This is a genomic window from Erythrobacter sp. S227 (assembly GCF_057364925.1).
The window spans coordinates 1,206,724-1,225,525 of sequence record NZ_CP200280.1; the positions used below are offsets into that span (position 1 = coordinate 1,206,724).

General features: G+C 57.1%; 18 protein-coding genes and 1 tRNA gene. 12 read left to right on the forward strand and 7 right to left on the reverse strand.

Annotation, left to right across the window (positions count from 1 at the left end; translation table 11 throughout):
* The first annotated feature begins 31 nt into the window (after window positions 1-31).
* From AC0V6Q_RS05780 to rsmD, 3 genes are read left to right on the forward strand one after another with little or no spacing between them, the layout of a single operon-like run.
* Window positions 32-1,189 (forward strand): aromatic ring-hydroxylating oxygenase subunit alpha, encoded by a 1,158-nt coding sequence (locus AC0V6Q_RS05780; protein ID WP_486167455.1) that lies wholly within the window; start codon window positions 32-34, stop codon window positions 1,187-1,189.
* Between the two features lie 25 nt (window positions 1,190-1,214).
* Window positions 1,215-2,027 carry a pseudouridine synthase gene (locus tag AC0V6Q_RS05785; protein ID WP_486167456.1) on the forward strand — a complete coding sequence of 271 codons (813 nt, stop codon included), beginning with the start codon at window positions 1,215-1,217 and terminating at the stop codon, window positions 2,025-2,027.
* Complete coding sequence (gene rsmD, locus AC0V6Q_RS05790) at window positions 2,027-2,605, forward strand: 16S rRNA (guanine(966)-N(2))-methyltransferase RsmD (RefSeq protein ID WP_486167457.1); 579 nt, start codon at window positions 2,027-2,029, stop codon at window positions 2,603-2,605. Before AC0V6Q_RS05785 ends, rsmD begins: the two co-directional genes overlap by 1 nt.
* A gap of 33 nt (window positions 2,606-2,638) precedes the next feature.
* On the opposite strand, the gene AC0V6Q_RS05795 is transcribed toward rsmD, so the two are convergent.
* Window positions 2,639-3,007, reverse strand: a complete 369-nt coding sequence (locus tag AC0V6Q_RS05795; protein WP_486167458.1) for a hypothetical protein — start codon at window positions 3,005-3,007, stop codon at window positions 2,639-2,641.
* Between the two features lie 382 nt (window positions 3,008-3,389).
* On the opposite strand from AC0V6Q_RS05795, the gene AC0V6Q_RS05800 reads away from it, so the two are divergent.
* Both AC0V6Q_RS05800 and AC0V6Q_RS05805 read left to right on the forward strand, forming a co-directional pair.
* Window positions 3,390-5,636: an ATP-dependent helicase gene (locus AC0V6Q_RS05800; RefSeq protein ID WP_486167459.1), complete on the forward strand. Its 2,247-nt coding sequence runs from the start codon at window positions 3,390-3,392 to the stop codon at window positions 5,634-5,636.
* Window positions 5,637-5,696: 60 nt separating this feature from the next.
* Window positions 5,697-6,203, forward strand: coding sequence for a DUF7282 domain-containing protein (locus AC0V6Q_RS05805; RefSeq protein ID WP_486167460.1), 507 nt, complete (start codon window positions 5,697-5,699; stop codon window positions 6,201-6,203).
* A 14-nt stretch (window positions 6,204-6,217) separates the two neighbouring features.
* On the opposite strand, the gene trhA is transcribed toward AC0V6Q_RS05805, so the two are convergent.
* The 3 genes from trhA to AC0V6Q_RS05820 all read right to left on the reverse strand — a co-directional run bounded on the left by trhA (window position 6,218) and on the right by AC0V6Q_RS05820 (window position 9,152).
* Window positions 6,218-6,850 carry a PAQR family membrane homeostasis protein TrhA gene (trhA, locus tag AC0V6Q_RS05810; protein WP_486167461.1) on the reverse strand — a complete coding sequence of 211 codons (633 nt, stop codon included), beginning with the start codon at window positions 6,848-6,850 and terminating at the stop codon, window positions 6,218-6,220.
* Between the two features lie 29 nt (window positions 6,851-6,879).
* Complete coding sequence (locus AC0V6Q_RS05815) at window positions 6,880-8,295, reverse strand: DEAD/DEAH box helicase (protein WP_486167462.1); 1,416 nt, start codon at window positions 8,293-8,295, stop codon at window positions 6,880-6,882.
* Between the two features lie 191 nt (window positions 8,296-8,486).
* Window positions 8,487-9,152 carry a hypothetical protein gene (locus AC0V6Q_RS05820; RefSeq protein ID WP_486167463.1) on the reverse strand — a complete coding sequence of 222 codons (666 nt, stop codon included), beginning with the start codon at window positions 9,150-9,152 and terminating at the stop codon, window positions 8,487-8,489.
* A gap of 170 nt (window positions 9,153-9,322) precedes the next feature.
* On the opposite strand from AC0V6Q_RS05820, the gene AC0V6Q_RS05825 reads away from it, so the two are divergent.
* Window positions 9,323-10,771: an FAD-binding oxidoreductase gene (locus AC0V6Q_RS05825; RefSeq protein ID WP_486167464.1), complete on the forward strand. Its 1,449-nt coding sequence runs from the start codon at window positions 9,323-9,325 to the stop codon at window positions 10,769-10,771.
* Between the two features lie 128 nt (window positions 10,772-10,899).
* Window positions 10,900-11,688 carry a SapC family protein gene (locus AC0V6Q_RS05830; RefSeq protein ID WP_486167465.1) on the forward strand — a complete coding sequence of 263 codons (789 nt, stop codon included), beginning with the start codon at window positions 10,900-10,902 and terminating at the stop codon, window positions 11,686-11,688.
* Window positions 11,689-11,953: 265 nt separating this feature from the next.
* On the opposite strand, the gene AC0V6Q_RS05835 is transcribed toward AC0V6Q_RS05830, so the two are convergent.
* Window positions 11,954-12,916 carry an N-formylglutamate amidohydrolase gene (locus tag AC0V6Q_RS05835; protein ID WP_486167466.1) on the reverse strand — a complete coding sequence of 321 codons (963 nt, stop codon included), beginning with the start codon at window positions 12,914-12,916 and terminating at the stop codon, window positions 11,954-11,956.
* 300 nt (window positions 12,917-13,216) lie between these two features.
* Between AC0V6Q_RS05835 and cpdR the strand changes: the two genes are divergently transcribed.
* The 5 genes from cpdR to AC0V6Q_RS05860 all read left to right on the forward strand — a co-directional run bounded on the left by cpdR (window position 13,217) and on the right by AC0V6Q_RS05860 (window position 17,715).
* Window positions 13,217-13,606 carry a cell cycle two-component system response regulator CpdR gene (cpdR, locus tag AC0V6Q_RS05840; RefSeq protein WP_486167467.1) on the forward strand — a complete coding sequence of 130 codons (390 nt, stop codon included), beginning with the start codon at window positions 13,217-13,219 and terminating at the stop codon, window positions 13,604-13,606.
* A 101-nt stretch (window positions 13,607-13,707) separates the two neighbouring features.
* Window positions 13,708-13,782: transfer RNA gene (locus AC0V6Q_RS05845), tRNA-Val, on the forward strand.
* Window positions 13,783-13,881: 99 nt separating this feature from the next.
* Complete coding sequence (locus AC0V6Q_RS05850) at window positions 13,882-14,442, forward strand: DUF924 family protein (protein ID WP_486167468.1); 561 nt, start codon at window positions 13,882-13,884, stop codon at window positions 14,440-14,442.
* 138 nt (window positions 14,443-14,580) lie between these two features.
* Complete coding sequence (locus tag AC0V6Q_RS05855) at window positions 14,581-15,801, forward strand: NADP-dependent isocitrate dehydrogenase (RefSeq protein ID WP_486167469.1); 1,221 nt, start codon at window positions 14,581-14,583, stop codon at window positions 15,799-15,801.
* Between the two features lie 150 nt (window positions 15,802-15,951).
* Window positions 15,952-17,715 carry a cation:proton antiporter domain-containing protein gene (locus tag AC0V6Q_RS05860; RefSeq protein ID WP_486167470.1) on the forward strand — a complete coding sequence of 588 codons (1,764 nt, stop codon included), beginning with the start codon at window positions 15,952-15,954 and terminating at the stop codon, window positions 17,713-17,715.
* Here the strand turns inward: AC0V6Q_RS05860 and AC0V6Q_RS05865 are convergent, their stop codons facing one another.
* Window positions 17,716-18,279, reverse strand: a complete 564-nt coding sequence (locus AC0V6Q_RS05865; RefSeq protein ID WP_486167471.1) for a hypothetical protein — start codon at window positions 18,277-18,279, stop codon at window positions 17,716-17,718.
* On the reverse strand, window positions 18,257-18,778 hold the full coding sequence (locus AC0V6Q_RS05870) for a hypothetical protein (RefSeq protein WP_486167472.1): 522 nt from the start codon (window positions 18,776-18,778) through the stop codon (window positions 18,257-18,259). Before AC0V6Q_RS05870 ends, AC0V6Q_RS05865 begins: the two co-directional genes overlap by 23 nt.
* Between the last annotated feature and the right edge of the window lie 24 nt (window positions 18,779-18,802).

The following is an 18,802-nucleotide window of genomic DNA, read 5'->3' on the forward strand; positions in this document are numbered from 1 at the left end:
TAAAGCGCGAGAGGGAAATAGGGACAAGGCGATGAACGCGACCGCAACGGCAGATTTACCCAGTTTACAGCCAACTCCGGGCCAATTGGCGCTTGCTGAGGATATTCGTAAGGGCAAAGCGCGGCCCGTCGACACGATAGGCACCGTCCCGGCCAGCCGCTACACCTGCGCTGATCACTTCGCGAAAGAGCAAGCAGGACTGTTTGACCGCCTGCCCCAAGTGCTTGCCCCCTCTGCCCTCATTCCAGAGCCCGGTATGGTCGTGCCGCATGACGATACAGGGCGCCAACTGCTGATTACCCGAGACAGAGACGGAGAGGTTCACGTCTTCCTCAATGTCTGTCGCCACCGGGGCACCCGTCTTGTTGAGGGCAAGGATGTGCAATGCGCAGCGCGTATGGTTTGCCCCTATCATGCTTGGACATACCGGTTGGATGGCAAGCTCCTTGCCCTCCCCCGGCCAGAGACATTCCCGGGCCTCGAAAAAAGCGAGCATAGCCTGATCGAGCTCCCTTCCCTTGAAACCGGCGGCCTCATTTGGTTCGCGCCAAAGGAACGTGCGGACTTCGGTGATGCAAAAGCGATTAGCGCAGATTTTGATGCATTTGGCATGCGAGGCCTGCACCTGTTCCGGCGCAAAACCCATCAGGTGAATGGCAATTGGAAGCTCATCATGGATGCGTTTCTGGAAAGCTATCATGTGACGCGCCTCCATGCGAATACCATCGGCCCCTTCTTCAAGGACGGCATCACAAGCGGCGATATCGTGGGCCCGCATATGCGCTCCGCCGTTGGCCGATTGGAGGAAATGGAAGGCGTGGACTTCACCGATATGGCTGCCATGCGCCGGGTGATTACCTTTGCGTATCAACTGTTTCCTGCGACCATCATCGTGCCCAGCCCCGATTATGTGAACGTCATGGTGCTGATGCCAACCGCGCATAATCACACCGTGGTCGAGGACTTTATGCTTATCCCCGAAGAGCCCAAGACAGAGAAAGCTTTGAGCCATTGGGAGCGCAGTTGGAAGCTTCTGGATGGCGGCGTTTTTGCTAGCGAAGACTTCCGCGCAGCCGAGCTTGGCCAGCAAGGCCTTGAAAGCGGCGCGATCAAGGAACTGACGCTGGGCACGCTTGAAAGCGGGATCGTTCGCTTCGACGAGATTGTGCAGGAGCACTTAAGCGCCTAAAGGGCCCCAAACCCTAAGGAAGCGCATGCCCACTAATCCGAAAAAGTCAGACGATCGCCCCGAGGGAGACCGGATCGCCAAATTGCTCGCCCGCGCAGGCATTGCCTCGCGCCGCGAGATCGAGCGCATGATTGCTGACAAGCGCATCACACTGAATGGAAAGCCGGTGGAAACGCCTGCCACATTCCTCACCAGCCTCAGGGGTGTCAGCGTCGATGGAAAACCTGTTGCTGCGCCGGAGCCCACACAGCTTTTCGCATTTCATAAACCGGCAGGGCTGATCACTGCAGAAAGCGATCCGGCCGGACGCGCAACGATTTACTCAGCGCTGATCAATGCCCTACCGAAAGGCACACCGCGGGTGATGCCCATTGGCCGGCTTGATTTTAACACCGAAGGGTTGTTGTTGCTTACCAATGATGGCGGCCTCAAACGCACGATGGAGCTTCCATCGAGCGGCATTCCACGCACCTATCGCGCGCGGGCCTTTGGTGAGATTCATCAGGATCAGCTCGAAGCCTTGAGCGAGGGGGTAGAGATTGAAGGTATGCGCTACGGCTCGATCGACGCCAATCTTGAACGTGGCTCCGGTGGCAAAGGGCACAAAAACCACTGGATTGAGATGACGATTACAGAGGGCAAAAACCGCGAAGTACGGCGGGTTCTCGAATTCCTCGGACTTGAAGTGAACCGCCTGATCCGGGTGGGTTACGGGCCGTTCTATCTGGACGAACTGCCCCGTGGCCAGGCTGCGCGCATCAAAAAGGGCGACCTCGATCGTTTTGTGAGCAGCCTGAAAAGTGGTTCCAGAAACGGTTCGAGAGGCAAGCAAGACTAATGCGCATTATTGCAGGCGACTGGCGCGGACGTAAGCTGGTGGCACCCAAGGGCGATGCGACCCGCCCCACTGCCGACCGCACACGCGAAACTCTATTCTCGATGCTGACCAGCAGGCTTGGCAGTTTCGAGGATTTGCGCGTCGCTGACCTTTTCGCAGGGTCCGGCGCTTTAGGGCTGGAGGCACTTTCCAGGGGTGCTGCGCATTGCCTGTTCGTTGAACAAGATCGCGCGGCGGTGGATACAATTCGCGCGAACATATCGACCTTCGATGCCCGCGCCCGCACGACAGTCGAATCCAATTCCGTCATGACCCTCCGGCCTGCGTGCGAGCCCTATGACATCCTCCTTCTCGATCCGCCGTACCATACCGGCGCTGGCGAGGTCGCCCTCGACCGCCTTCAGCGCCTTGGCTGGATCGGTGACGAGACCTGGATTGCGCTTGAAACGGCCTTCAACGAAGAGCCTGAAATCAAAGGCCTGCGGATCGAGAAAAGCCGCAGGGTTGGCAAAGGCAGGCTCACGCTTTTTACACGTGAGCCTGCCGCCACCCCGGTTGCGGACCCGGCCCTGGACTGAAGAGGACGCTGGTCCGCGGGGTGAATGACCCGCCTAACGCGAAGAAGAGGCGCGACCTTCGATTTGCTGCCAAGCTGCGTCGCGTTCAGGACCGGTCATTGCGGTGAGGGCGATCTTCTGCTCATCCGTCAATCGCCAGAACAGCATTTGCTGGCTTGGCGACAGAGACCAGTAATAGCCCTTCGTCTCGGCAGGCCAGCCCATATAGGCTGTCTGCTGTTCGACCGGCCAACTGTCCACCTCGGCCTGTTGTTCGCTCGAAAGATCAGGATCGGACGGCTGTGCGGGCCCTGCATCAGCCACCCCTTCGTCTTGCGGCGCAAAAGCCATAGAAGGCGTCGCGGCAAGAAAGCCGAGCGCTGCTGCTGCAACACCTGAGGCTTGGTACTTGGATTTACGCATTGGGATACTCCTTAATGGTGACACCCAAGCGATGACGAACTGTGTTTTGCCGGGCGAGAATCCCCACTGGTTGCTTCCCGTTTGCCCCGACACCCGCTTGATGGCAGGGTTTTGTGCCTTTGCGAACCGCCCGCAATTGCGTGCATCGCGCTTTCAAACCGCCTTGCCGAGAGCCGTTTCCCAAACGCGGTGAGCCGCTTTTTCGGCCAATTGTGGGGACGATATCGAGATTGCGGCGTCCCCGGGGGTGCACGCCGCAATTGAATATGCGACATTGCATCCGTAACTGATGTTCTCTAGTTGTTCTGGTGCGATGACCCCCAACCTACCCCACACTAGCAGCGGTGCGCCGCTTGATTCTTCGGTGCCGCCCTACGCGCAGATGCTGAACCAGCCTCAGCGCGAGGCCGTCCTTACGACCGAAGGGCCGGTGCTGATGCTGGCGGGTGCTGGCACAGGAAAAACAGCGGCGCTCACGGCGCGAATGGCGCATTTGGTGGCGACACGCCGCGCTTGGCCTAGCCAGATCCTGTGTGTGACTTTCACCAATAAGGCCGCCAAAGAAATGCGTGAGCGGGTAGCAGCCCACTTGGGCGCACCGGGAGAGGGCTTGCCGTGGCTCGGCACCTTCCACTCAATCTGCGCAAAAATGCTACGGCGTCACGCGGAGCTTGCGGGGCTACAGAGCAATTACACCATTATCGACACCGATGATCAGCTGCGTTTGCTAAAACAGATCATCAACGATCATCAGATCGATGAAAAGCGCTGGCCCGCGCGGCAATTGGCGGGGTGCATCGACCGATGGAAGAACCGTGGGCTCAATCCCGCTGATTTGGATGCGGCTGAGAATGAGGCTTATGCGAACGGCAAAGGCGCTCAGATGTATGGCGCGTATCAGGATCGGTTAAAGGCGCTCAATGCCTGTGATTTCGGCGATCTGATGCTGCATATTCTGAATATTTTCCGCAAGCATACCGATGTGCTGGCCGAGTATCAGAGCCGCTTCAAATATATCATGGTGGACGAGTATCAGGACACCAATGCGGTTCAGTACCTGTGGCTAAGACTGCTGGCCCAGTCGCACAAGAACATATGCGTTGTGGGCGATGATGATCAGTCGATCTATTCATGGCGCGGCGCAGAAGTTGCCAATATCCTGCGGTTTGAAAAGGATTTTTCCGGCGCACATGTCGTGCGGCTTGAGCAAAACTATCGCTCGACCCCGCAAATTCTGGGCGCGGCATCTGGCCTCATCCGCGCCAATTCAGAGCGGCATGACAAGACGCTTTGGACGCATGCCAATGGCGGCGACAAGGTCAAGGTCATCGGCGTATGGGACGCCCCCGAAGAGGCGCGGCGTGTCAACGAAGAGATCGAACGGCTGGAGCGCGAAGGCGCACCGCTCGACCAAGTCGCCATCCTTGTTCGCGCGCAATACCAGACCCGCGAATTTGAAGACCGTTTTATACAAGTGGGCATTAACTACCGGATTATCGGCGGTTTTCGCTTCTACGAACGGGCCGAGATCCGCGATGCCCTCGCCTATTTGCGGGTAATCGCACAGCCGCAAGATGATCTGGCTTTCGAGCGTATATATAACCAGCCCAAACGCGGGCTTGGCTCGAAAACGCTGGAGAAAATGCACATTCACGCGCGCCGGGTGAACCTGCCTTTGGCGGCGGCCTCGTTGCAATTGGCGGACAGCGATGAATTGCCCAAGCGCGCGGCGAACACCATCGGCACGCTTATGCGGCAGTTCCTGTCTTGGCGTGAAGCGGCTGAAGTCACATCGCCTGCAGACCTGCTGCGGCTCGTCCTCGATGAGAGCGGCTATAACGACATGCTCGCGAAAGACCGCTCTGCCGAAAGCGCCGGGCGGGCAGAAAACCTTTCCGAACTTGCCCGCGCAATGGAGGAGTATGAGACGCTCGGCGACTTCCTCGAACACGTCAGCCTCGTCATGGACAATGACCGGAACGATGGCGAGGAAACTGTCACAATCATGACGATCCACGCGGCCAAAGGTCTCGAATTCGACCATGTTTTCTGTGTTGGCTGGGAAGAGGGCGTCTTCCCTTCACAGCGCGCAATCGACGAAGGGGGCCTTGCCTCTCTCGAGGAAGAGCGACGCTTGGCCTACGTCGCGATCACACGAGCACGGCGCAAATGCATCATTATGCACGCGGCCAACCGGCGAATTTATGGGCAATGGACAAGCTCCATCCCGTCGCGCTTTATCGAAGAATTGCCAGAGGAATTCATCGATCAGGAAAGCACGATGACAGGCGGCGCATCGCTTTGGCGGGCAAACTGGTCAGAGAACGAAGACCCCTTCGCCCATGTCGCCCAGCAAAATCCGGGCCGCGCCGAAACCCGTGGCCCTGGTTGGAGACGTGCTGTTTCTTCAGGGTACGACACACAGCCCAAACGCCTCGCCGAACCAGGTCGAAGTGCCGCCAGCTTCGCCGCGCAACCCCGCTCGGACATCGCAATTGGCGCGATGGTTGAACATGTGAAGTTCGGGATTGGCTGCGTGATCGATCAGGAAGGCAACAAACTCACCATTCAATTCGAAGAGGCAGGCGAGAAGCGCGTCATCGACAGCTTTGTGAGTGTAGTTAGCTAGAGCGGTCCTCTTCCCCCTTTTGGCAAGGTCTGCAATACGGAGCTCGAGAGGGGATTATCGATGCGTTTTACACTTGGGTTGGCTTTCGCTCTGGCATGCGGCGCCAATGCGCAGGCACAGGATGCGCCTGCCATCACTCTGGGCAATGGCGAGAAAAACTGGATCATGGTGGAAGGGGTCAGCCGCTCCGCCGATACGACCTACACCGAACAACGCATAACTTCTGCCAACAGCGCCGTGCGCAGAGGTGACGGGGCCACCCTCACCTTTGACGAGGTGCATATCGAGGGCGATGGCTGGCTGGTGCTTCACCCGTTTATCGACGGCAAGCCGAATGGTGACTGGGTCGCAGGCTACACATTCGTGGAAAGCGGAACCAGTAAGGACGTCGCCGTCACATTAAACCCTGCGCCAAAGCCGGGGACAATGTTTCTGGTCATGCTGCATTCTGACAGCAATTCAGACGGTGTTTTCGATTTTGTCTTTGTTGAGGACGGTATAAATGTCGAAGACCGCGCAGTCTTCGAAGGCAGCACAATGATCGCGCATGTCTTTGCCGTGCCCTGACGCGTGGCTTGGGTCTAACCCACGAGCGCAATCCCGATACTTGCGCATAGAGACGTACCGCCCAAGGTGCCCCATGAGTGCCAGATCGGGTATCTGAAAGGACGTTCTTTTTGCCGGTAAAACCACGTTCCGACCGTGTAGAAAAGCGCACCCACCCCGATCGCGACGGTGGTTAGCAAGGGCAGCTCGCGCCAGAAGTCCGGCATGGCCAACAAACCCAGTGCGCCAAGACCAAGGTAGGAAACGACCGACCAGCGCGGGTCCATGTTGGACGCCGCCAGCTTGAAAACAAAACCGAACAACGCAAGCGCCCAGATCACTGCGAGGATGAGAAATGCACTCGGCGTTCCCGCCATAATCAGCAGCGGGCTGAAAGTCCCGGCGATCACGACATAAATGGCGGCATGATCCCATCTGCGCAGCACAGCACGCAAATCATGGCGCGGCAACAAGTGATAGGCAAACGAGACCGCAATCGAAAACAGTGCCGTCACAGCATAACCGATGGTCGCAATCAGCAAGAGCGGATCACCGCGCTGCGAGGCCCACTGGATAAAAAGCCCGCTCACCGGCACGATGAGTGCCACGCTTATCGCGTGGATGATAAAGTCAGCCTTGCGCTCTTCGGGTCTTTTGCTGGGATACATTGGAAGGCAGCTGAAGAGATTTCGCGGCTCTAGCCGCTAAATCCGATATCCAGAAACCCTGGCTTTGGCCCGTTCCACTCACCTGCCGCGACGGGTTCATCGTCCTCCTCGCGGCGGCGGGATTTGCGCGCTTTGCGCTGCTTTTCGTCGCTATCGTCGTCACGCAAACGCTTGGCCCGCTTCGGCTTTTCATCAGTAGGTTTCTTGTCTGACGCATCGCGGCGCGATTTGCCACCTCGCGAACGCTTGGGACGCTCCTCGCGTTCTTCGCGCTCTTCACCTTCTTCGGCTTTTGGCTCAGAGCCTGAATCGGCAAGCTCGACGCGAACGTCCTCTTTGCCGAACACCTTGACCGGATGGCCGGTGAGTTTTTCGACATTCGAGATCGCTTCTGCGTCCTCATCAGATACGAGCGTAAACGCCCGGCCCTTTGCGCCTGCACGGCCGGTGCGGCCAATGCGGTGGACATAATCGTCCGGGTGCCACGGCGTATCGAAGTTGAAGACGTGGCTGACGCCTTTGATGTCAAGCCCGCGAGCGGCCACATCGGACGCCACCAGAATGTTCACATCACCCGACTTAAACCGGTCCAGCTCCTTAAGCCGCGACCCTTGGTCCATGTCGCCGTGGATCTCGCTTGAGGCAAAGCCGCGCTTTTGCAAATGCTTGTTGAGGTCGCGAACGGTTGTTTTGCGATTGGCAAAAATGATGGCGGTTTCGACCTGATCGTTCGCCAGCAGCCACTCAAGAGTATCGCGCTTCTGGCGGCTCTTTACTGGCACTTTGAAGGCCGTGATGTCCTTGTTCGTGGTCGCCGCGCGCGCCGTCTCGATCCGCTTGGGATTGTTCAGGAACTTCTTCGCCAGCTTTTCAATCGGCGCAGGCATGGTGGCCGAGAACAGCATGGTTTGACGCGTCTCTGGAAGCTTGTCGCAGATAAACTCGATATCCGGGATAAAGCCCATGTCGAGCATCCGGTCCGCTTCGTCGATCACCAGAAGTTCGCAGCCCGAAAGCAGGATTTTGCCCCGCTCGAACAGGTCCATCATCCGGCCCGGCGTCGCGATCAGGACATCAACGCCCTCGTTCAGAGCCTTAACCTGATCGCCCATCTGCACGCCGCCGATAAGCAGCGCCATCTTAAGGTCATGGTTCTTGCCGTATTTTTCGAAATTCTCGGCAACCTGCGCAGCAAGTTCGCGCGTCGGCTCAAGAATGAGCGAGCGCGGCATTAATGCACGCCTGCGACCAGAGGCCATCACATCGATCATCGGCAGCACGAAACTGGCGGTTTTACCCGTGCCTGTTTGTGCAATCCCGATGAGGTCCTTCATCATTAGGACGGAAGGAATTGCTTCTGCTTGAATAGCGGTCGGCTCGGTATAGCCGGCTTCTTCAACCGCTTTGAGCAATTCAGGAGAGAGGCCGAGATCGGCAAATGTCATAGGCGCAAAAATGTCCGGATAAAAAATGCAAGGATTGCTGTTTCATGAAAGGCAGAACGCATCTGGGCTTAACGCCGTCCAAGAAGGCGTGCTTCGCTTGGCCAAAAAGGCGCTCGGAGTCAAGGAATTGCGCCTCTTCGCCCCCTGAGGTTCCAGAGGCTGCGCCCTTGGTTGCAACAATGTGCAGACGATCAGTTGTCAGCGGCGACAAGACGGCGCATGCGTTCAACTTCGCATTTGGCACCGCTTCGGGACTGAAGTTGATCGCGTTTCACGCAAAGCCGACCATCTTCGCTTCGCTCGACGTAGAAGCCGGAATAAAAGTCACGAGCCTCGCATCCACGTTCAAGGTTGAGGCTAATGATGCGCTGGTCGCGCAGGAACAACAGCAAGCGATTGCCCGTGCCCGTCTGGACGCCCGCGATGCCCGCCACAGGAATGCAGTCATCCATCTTGCGCTCTTCGTACTCGCGGGCAACGCCGCGCCTTGGGAGCTGGGCTAAAAGGCTGTTGCGGTTGCTTTGGCGATAGGGAGCGATCCGAATTGTCACGCGCCGCTCGATCCTCACTTGATTGGCGGTGCGCGTGGCATAAAACGCTTCTAGCGGAGTGGATGCACGCCCTTCAGATGAGATCGGCAATGGCAGTTGCGCAGCTGGTGGCTCGCTATTTTGCGCAGATTGCTTGAGAGGCTCGGCACCGGAAACCGGCCCAGCATTGGTGATCGAGCATTGCGGAGCGGAAGTCACAGCAGAGGATGGAGCCAACGGAGCGGAAGCCGCAGGCGCATCGTTTGCCTGCCCCAAAAACGGCAAGAACAGAGCGGCCGACGCTGCCAAGGCGTATAGGCTAGACATCAGTGTCTTGCGGACCCTCCAAACAACAATTTCAACCTGGCCCCACCTGAGCCGTCTCATAAAAGCGAGCGATTGGCCTAGCATCAGTGATTGAACGCTGCCTTAACCTCGCGGCTCCGTGACGCCAAAGGTCTGGTGCATTCCCGCGCGATTGTGGCATAGGCGCAACAATGACAGCTCCAACTATCGACATCTCAAACTTCACAAAGAAGGCCGCCGAACTGCTTGGTTCCAAAGGGTGGACCACGATTGCTGACGATCTGGAGCCTTGGCTGACAGATTGGCGTGGTCGTTATTCGGGCAAAGCTTTCGGGCTTGCATCACCCGCTTCGACGGCTGAAGTCGCCGCACTGGTGAAGCTGTGCGCGGAGCACTTCATTCCGATTGTGCCCCAAGGCGGCAATAGCGGAATGGCTGGCGGAGCGACCCCGGACGCGAGCGGCAATGCCATTCTGCTGTCACTGCGCCGCATGAACGCGATCCGCGTATTGGACGCAGATGCCGGACTTGCGGTGTGCGATGCGGGCGTGATCCTGCAAACGCTTCACGAAGCAGCTGACGCAGCGGATCTGCGCTTTCCTTTGACCCTTGGCGGCAAGGGTTCTGCGACCATCGGCGGGCTGATCTCTACCAATGCAGGCGGCACACAGGTCCTGCGCCACGGAACCATGCGCGCGCAGGTTCTGGGCGTCGAGGCTGTGCTTGCCGATGGCAGCATCTTCAATGCCCTCACCGCTTTGAAAAAAGACAATCGCGGGTTCGACCTTAAGCAGCTTTTGATCGGATCAGAGGGTACGCTTGGAATTGTCACAGGTGCGACATTGCGCCTCTTGCCTGCACCGCGCGCCCGGGCGACGGCGTGGGTTGGGCTTTCTTCGATCATTGATGCGCGCACGCTCCTTCGACGGGTAGACCGGGCATTGGGCGACACATTGGAAGGGTTCGAGGTTATTCCGGACCATTGCCTGGGCAGCGTCCTTGCACATCTACCTGTCGCGCGTTGTCCGCTAAGCGAGCGCCACGAATGGAATGCGCTGGTCGAATGTGTAGCCGTCGATTGTGACGATACAAGCCTGCGCGAACGGCTTGAGGAAGCGCTTGGGCAAGCCGCTGAAGACAGTCTGTTGAGCGACGCAGTCATCGCCGCGAACGAGCGGCAGGCCGAAGATTTCTGGACCCTTCGCGATTCCATTTCAGCAGCAGAGCGCGCTCTGGGCCCGGCGATGCAGCATGATATTTCCGTGCCCGTCGAAAAAATGCCCGAGTTCATTCTGGACGCCTCCCCTAAAGTCGAAGCAGAATTCGCGGGCACAACGGCGGTTGCTTTTGGCCATCTGGGCGATGGCAATGTCCACTTTCACGTCCTCGCCCCGCAAGGGGCGGTGCCCGGTGAATGGGAAGAAGGCGAAGGCAAACAGGTCAGCGCGCGCGTCTATGATCTTGTCACCCGGTGGGGCGGATCGATCAGCGCAGAACACGGCATCGGACAAATGAAAGTGGGCGAGCTTGGACGCCTGGGCGACCCGGTGGCTTTATCGATGATGCGCAGCGTAAAACAGGCGCTCGACCCGCAAGGATTACTCAATCCGGGCAAGCTTGTACCATTGGTTGACGAGTAGTACGCCTTGCGCGCTTGCCCTTACGTCCCTGAACGCCTAAAGCGCCTCACAATTCTTGGGTGGGGACTAAGCTGAAGCCGCGCGCCGCCCTCAATCAACACTCACTTATGGGATCTAGGAGACTATCCATGGCGACCGCGCCGCAGCCACAACTACCGCTTTTTTACAAAGACTTGCTTCCGCTCAACAGCAAAGATCACGCTGACTGGTCAGTAAGCAGCTTTGATGATGCATCCTTCATGGCCGATACGCACGCCATCCCGCTTACGGTTGATGAATTTGTCGATGCTCAGCGCCATTATCCGATCGTTTTCACCGCAAACGACGCGCCGCTGCCAATCGCTCTGATGGGCCTCAACGAAGGCGTGAACACCTTCATCGAAGAAAACGGCAAGCTTGAAGCAGGCGTCTATGTACCAGCCTACATCCGCCGCTACCCCTTCATCCTCGCAAAGCTGAATCAGGGCAGCGAGGAAATGTCTCTTTGCTTCGACCCGGAATCCGGCGTTGTAGGCAAAGCCAATGAAGGCAATGCGCTGTTCCAAGCGGATGGTGACGAGCAAAAGCCGACCCAGTACACCAATGATGTCCTGGAGTTCTGCCGCCGCTTTGAAACCTCGGGTCAGCGCACAAAGGCGTTTCTCGAGCAACTCACTGCCCTTGACCTTATGATGGACGGCGAAATTGCGATCACCCGCAACGACATGCCGGACAAGCCATTTGTTTATCGCGGCTTCCGCATGGTGAACGAAGAGAAGCTGCGCGAGCTTCCTGCTGAGAAGGTGGAAGAGCTCAACAAGAGCGGTATGCTTATGCTGATCCATGCGCACCTGTTCTCAATGAACCTGATGCGGATCATCTTCGAACGCCAAAGCGCGCAAGGCAAAGTGCCTATGCCCGAAGACAAAGCCAAATAAACGGCTCAAAGCAAAAGAGCTACCGGACGTAATTTGCGTCCATTTGCGATACAATTGGGGCGGCCCGCAGCTTGAAAGCGGGTCGCCCCAAGCTTATTTAGTAGCATGGAGCGGTTACCCCCTCATGAGCCGCTCCGGATTCGCCATTCATTGGCGTGATCCTCCCTGAACCTGGCCACCTCGTGCTCCCCCCTTTCGCGCGAGGTGGCTTCTTTTTTGGAATTTGGGAAGAGGGCGTTCGTTCGAAGGTGCTATTAAGCGAGCCCTATTCAGCAGCTTGGGGAACACGGCCGCCTGATACAAGACCAGCGGTCTCGGCCCCCAGCACGCGCACTAGTCCAGCAAGCAATTGTGCCAAATTAGAAGCGCCATCGGTCGTCTCTTCATAGGCGGCATCAAGATAGGTGCTTCGGCATATCTCAACCTGAATGGCATGAATTCCGCGCGCTGGCCTTGCATGACGATCAAGCACATAACCACCTGAATACGGGCGATTATGCGCCGTCACACAGCCATGATGTTCCAGATAGTTGAAGGCGTGATTAGCAATGGTGCTGTCACACGAGACTCCGTAACGATCGCCCAACACAATGCGCGGGGCCTGCTTTTCGCCATCACGTCGCCGCAACGGTGGCATGGAGTGCAAATCGATAAGAAGTGCAGCGCCCCAGGCGTCGCGTATCCGGATAAGCTCACGGGCAAGAAAGTCATGATAAGGGCGGTGAATCTGTTCCACCCTGCGCTTTATTTCATCTGCAGAAATCGCGGAGCGCCATATCTCGCCAAATCCCGGCAAACGCCGTGGAACAAGACCCAAACCGCTGCGAGAACGCGCATTAGCGGAACCAACCGTCGGCCCTACGCCGATAAGGCCCTCGGCAAAGGCACCCTGATCAAACCCTCTGGGCTTTTTGACCATGCCCCAGTCAATATCATCGGCGGCACGGTTAAGATCGATCATTGCACGCGGCGCATGAGCAACCAGCAGGCCCGTCCCAGTCGCCCGCGCGACCTCCACCCCGATTGTATCAACAAGCCTGTCCTCAAGGCGAAGCTGGCTATGGCGAACATCGCGCATTTGCGCCTTTATTTCAGATGGATACACCCGCCCGGCATGCGGTACCGCAATAAGCACGGGAAGCGGCATGTGACGCGGAGCGACATGAACAAACGCATGCCCATCCACACTGGGCGATGATCCAGCGACCGAGCCACCTTTGTTGGTCACAAGGTCCCTTCGCACGCTTCCCGGTTGGCTGCGTACGGTTGTGTCTAATCGAGAGGTTTGCCGGTTGTTGGGCGATGATGACATGTTCACTTAGTGCTGCCTGCTTTGACTGTGCGAGTCAAAGGCAAAATCACCCACTTCGCGCCGCATCACGGCTCGATTTCAGTCTCAATGGCGTGTGGTCAGCCGGATATAGTTAATCCACTTCGGATGAAAAATGCCCCAAACAGGCGTTCCAAAGCTGGTCACCTTGGTAAAATGAATAAGATTTATTAAGCGATCGATTGTATCACGCTGCACATGACAACACCGCAAATCCCGCGAATCCTTCTTGCTGAAGACGAAGAAGCCATGCGTGCATACCTTGAGCGCGCGCTAACCAAAGCCGGCTTCGAAGTGGTCAGCGTTGACCGCGGGACAGAGGCTGTGCCGCTGCTTGAGGCGGAGTTCTTTGATCTGCTCTTGTCTGACATCGTTATGCCAGAAATGGACGGTATTGAATTGGCGCAGCGCTGCGCCGAGGTGAGCCCGCGCACTAAAGTCATGTTTATTACAGGCTTTGCTGCCGTTTCGCTGCGCGCAAGCCGCGAACAGCCCCATGCCAAAGTACTGTCAAAACCCTTCCACCTTCGCGATCTTGTCCTTGAGGTGGAGCGCGTGTTCGAAGAACAGCAGGAAGCACGTATCTGAGAAAACTTGGACGCAGCGTCAGCGAATCGCTTGCACTGATCCGCGAGCTTCGCTAACTCGCCGCTTCCCGCTTCGATACGACGCGGGCTTGATGATGGTGCGGGCGTATAGCTCAGGGGTAGAGCACTATGTTGACATCGTAGGGGTCCCAAGTTCAAATCTTGGTACGCCCACCATCATCCGCTAAACAGCACCACTCAAGAGGCGTCGCAAAAGCGGCGCCTTTTTGTGTATTTGGCCCGAATGATTGGCTTGGATTGCTATAGGCTCGTTGCATGACAAATTCTCGACACGCTGACTGGCCCGGCATGGTCCTCAGCTTTTGGTTCGATGAACTGGATGCCAAAGACTGGTTTTACAAGAACGAGGCGCTGGACGATGAAATCCGCGCTCGCTTTTGCGGACTGCACAAAGAGCTCTCGCAAGTGTCGCTCGGTGACTTGATGGGATCGCCCTCCGAGGCCTTTGCCGCAATCATTGTCTTCGATCAGTTTTCCCGAAACCTATACCGCGGCGACCCGCGCAGTTTTGCGAGCGATCCGATAGGCTTGGAAATTGCACGCGAATTAGTAAGCAGAGGTTGGGATCAGGACATTGCAGTTAACCGAAGAGTGTTCGCCTATCTCCCGTTCGAGCACAGCGAGGATTTGGCCGACCAAAACGAAGCGGTTCGGTTGATTGAGGCGCTGGGTGATGACGGATACACGCGTTACGCGCACGCGCACAGGGATGTAATTGAACGGTTTGGCCGGTTCCCTCACAGAAATGCTATTTTGGGCCGAACCTCGACAGCGGCTGAAGAGGCATATCTGCGAGAACCAGGAAGTGGATTTTAGCCCCAAATAGCCTCTCGCCCGTTGCCTGACTTGCGCAACGCCGCTCCTCTGCTAAAGCCCCGTCACAGGGATGGGATCACACATCCGCAAAAGCAAATTTATGACTGTCCCCTGGACGGAAGGAACAGGCGTACGCCCATGCAAAAAATTCAGGTTAAGAACCCGGTCGTCGAGCTCGACGGCGATGAAATGACCAAAATCATCTGGCAGTGGATCCGCGAAAGGCTGATCCTGCCTTATCTCGACGTTGATCTGAAGTATTACGATCTCTCGGTTGAAAAGCGCGACGAGACCGATGACCAGATCACGATCGACGCAGCAAACGCGATCAAAGAGCACGGCGTCGGCGTCAAATGCGCCACCATCACCCCGGATGAGGCGCGCGTTGAAGAGTTTGACCTCAAGAAAATGTGGAAGTCGCCAAACGGCACGATCCGCAACATCCTTGGCGGTGTGGTTTTCCGTGAGCCTATCGTGATCGACAACGTGCCGCGCCTTGTGCCGGGCTGGACTGACCCCATTGTGGTTGGTCGTCACGCATTTGGTGACCAATACCGTGCAACCGACACGCTGATCCCGGGTCCTGGCCGCCTTCGCATGGTTTACGAAGGCGATGATGGCACCCAAATTGATCTCAACGTCTTCGACTTCCCGAGCGCTGGTATCGCTATGTCGATGTACAACCTCGACGACTCGATCCGCGACTTTGCGCGTGCGTCGATGAACTACGGCCTCGACCGCGGCTGGCCGGTCTATCTCTCGACCAAAAACACCATCATGAAAGCTTATGATGGCCGCTTTAAAGACCTGTTCGAAGAAGTGTTCGAAGCTGAGTTCAAAGAGAAATTCGCTGAGGCCGGCATCACTTATGAGCACCGGTTGATCGATGACATGGTTGCCTCCGCCCTCAAGTGGTCGGGCAAGTTTGTTTGGGCATGTAAGAACTACGACGGCGACGTTCAGTCTGACACCGTGGCTCAAGGCTTCGGCTCACTCGGTCTGATGACGTCTGTTCTGATGACGCCCGATGGCAAAACCATCGAAGCAGAAGCCGCACACGGCACCGTTACCCGCCACTATCGCCAGCACCAGCAGGGCAAGGCGACCTCGACCAACCCGATTGCCTCGATCTTCGCATGGACCAGAGGCCTGATGTATCGCGGCAAGTTCGACGACACACCCGATGTGGTTAAATTCGCCGAAACTCTTGAGCGGGTTTGCATCGAAACGGTCGAAAAGGGTCAGATGACCAAAGACTTGGCGCTGCTTATCGGCCCTGGCCAGAACTGGCTCACAACCGAGCAATTCTTCGAGGCGATCGTGCAGAACCTCGAAACAGAGATGAAAAACTGGGCCTAGACGTTCAGTTTGATCGGTTTTTGAGGGGCGGCTGTTGGAACGAACGGCCGCCCCTCTTGGTTGAAATGGTATAGCGCATTGCAATGTCGGCCTGGAGGAGCAATCTGCATCCGGGCAACCCAACACTGAAAGCTCGGCCCAAAGGAACTTATGGCAGGCGAACTGACCCTCTCTCCGGTTATGCAAGACGCTCTGGTGATCCTTGGATCGGCAGGGATCGTTATCCCGGTGTTCGCCCGCTTCCGGATTACGCCAATTATCGGTTTCATCCTGATCGGGGTGGCTGTTGGCCCCTTTGGACTTGGCACCTTGGTCGATGAGGTGCCCTGGCTTCAATATGTGACCATATCCGACCCGGAACGATTGACGCCTTTTGCAGACTTCGGGATAATCCTGCTTCTGTTTGCGATTGGGTTGGAGCTATCGTTCAACCGCTTGTGGCAACTGCGAAAACTTGTCTTTGGTTTGGGTAGCCTGGAGCTTCTCATCATTGGCAGCATTTCGGCCGCTTTCTTCGGACAATACAGCGGGATGAATACAACAGCGGCGCTGGCCCTCGGGTTCGCCCTCGCCTTCTCGTCCACCGCGATTGTGCTGCCGATATCAGGCACGAAAAGCCCGGTCGGGCGCGCCGCGCTGTCGATGCTTCTGTTCGAAGACATCATGATCGTGCCGATCATCTTTATCCTGGGTGCGCTCGCCCCTGCCGCTGCGGGCGGCGGGGTTGAAGGAATCACCGACACGTTGATCTATGGCGGGATTGTTATTTTGGTGCTGCTTGTGGTGGGCCGCTATGCCCTGCCAAGCCTGTTTAGCCAGGCCGCGCGGACGAAAAGCCCTGAGCTTTTCCTTGCAGCAACGATGCTTGTCGTTATTGGCGCCAGCCTCGCCACATCTGCGACCGGCCTCTCGCCAATCGTGGGAGCGCTCATCGCTGGTCTGCTCATCGCTGAGACCGAGTATCACAGCGAGGTAGAATTGATCATCGAGCCGTTCAAAGGTCTTGCGCTCGGCATTTTCCTCATCACCATCGGGATGAGCGTCAACCTGATTGAAATCTGGGCCAATGTCTGGGAGATCATGGCCGCAGTTGTTGGTGTTCTCGTATTCAAGGCCGTGATCACTGGCACCTTGCTTAGGATGATGGGTGCACGGCGCAGCACCGCTGCGGAAACGGGCGTTTTGATGGCAAGCCCGTCAGAAACCAGCCTCATTGTTCTGGCAGCAGCGACCAGCGCACTGGTTATCGATTCCGACACTGCACAATTCTGGCAGATCGTCACCGCGATTGGCCTGACCGTTACCCCGCTTCTGGCAAAACTTGGCCGCGTCATCGCCCGGCGGATCGAAGCCACGCCCGAACTGCCCGATGAAGACGAAGAGGATGCGCGCACGATCATCATTGGCGGTGGCCGTGTTGGCCGATTGATCGCCGATATGCTGACCGAGCACGATCAAGCCTATGTGATCCTCGATTCTGATCCCGACCTCATCGCTGATGCAAAACGCGCAGGGTATCGTGCAACCTTCGGCGATGCGGCGAGAGGCGATGCTCTGACTAGGCTCGGCATTGAAAACGCACCGTCGGTCGTCCTGACCATGGACGAGCCTGTGCTTGCACAGCGCCTCGTTTCAAAACTCCGCCGCGAATACCCGGATCTGCTGATCGTATCGCGCGCAAGAGACACCGACCACGCCGCACAGCTTTACCGTGCAGGGGCAAGTCACGCCGTACCGGAAACGCTAGAGAGTTCTCTGCAGCTATCAGAAGCGGTGCTTGTCGACATCGGAGTTGCCATGGGACCGGTCATCGCCTCGATCCACGAAAAGCGTGACGAATATCGCGAAAAGCTTGAGATCGACGGCGGTTTGAAGTCGCGCCCTAAACTGCGGACGTCAACGATCGACAACTGATCATTGAGGCCATGCGCGCCGCGTCAACTCGACTTCGAGATCACCATCGCCAGAAAGAACCTTGGTCTCGCCTTCAGCGATTTCGACGGGAACGTTCAACCACTCGGTCTCGCTGCGCATCTCCTCGCAAGATGGCAAGCGGTGCTTCCAATACGCTTTCAATCTGAAGCGATAGCCTTCGATCAAATCGACCGGCGAAAGCGATAGAACCAATGCATTATTGCGTGACGAGATGCGGCGATCATCAAATCCGCACGTGGGATTTACGTCCTGAAGGTCCGTTTCAATACGCGCGCCATTGTATTCGGCAAGAAACAAATCGCCTGCCCAAAGGACCCGCCCCCTCCCCTTGACGCTGACAAAGAAAGCAAAGTTCTGCTCTGCTGTATCGCGTCTGGGGGTATCAGTCAGGACGTGATAGTTGGGGATCGCCCGTGGTTTATCATGATCACGCGCACTGCGGTCTTGCGCACCCGAATGGGCAGGCAGCGCAAGCAGGACAGCACTCAGTGCTGTGTGGAAAAGGACTTTCTCCAGCGAGCTACTTGCGACGCGTAAGCTCAACACGAAGACCCCCGTCTGCTTCGATCACGCGCGGTGTTCCCTCTTCAAGTTCAACCTGTACTTCAAAGCCGGTGGCGCGAGAGCCTTGCTCTGCGCAGGAAGCGGTTGGGCGCGTCCAGTTTGCCTCGACGGTGTATCTGGCGTTGTCTCTGCCATATCCGCGACGCACCTGAAGCTCGATCGCATTACGCCGGGAGGCAAAGCGGGCGTTTTCCAAGGGGCATGTGATATCGACATCTTGCACATCGAGGCGAACCTGTGCGCGGTTAGAGCCCCACATAGCCAGATCGCCCGCCCAAAGCTCGCGATCCTGTCCCATAATCCGCACAGAAATCGTGAAGGGTTCGGCCTGACGCTGCGCTTCCGCTGTTCTAACGTTAGCCGGGATTTCCATCACTGGTGGTGGCGGACTGGGATCCTGCGCAACGGCAGGTGTAACCAAAGCAAAACAACTGGCTGCCCAAACCACCGAAAGATGCGCGCTAAATGTGCTCTTCATATTCCCCAATCCTTCAAACTCTCT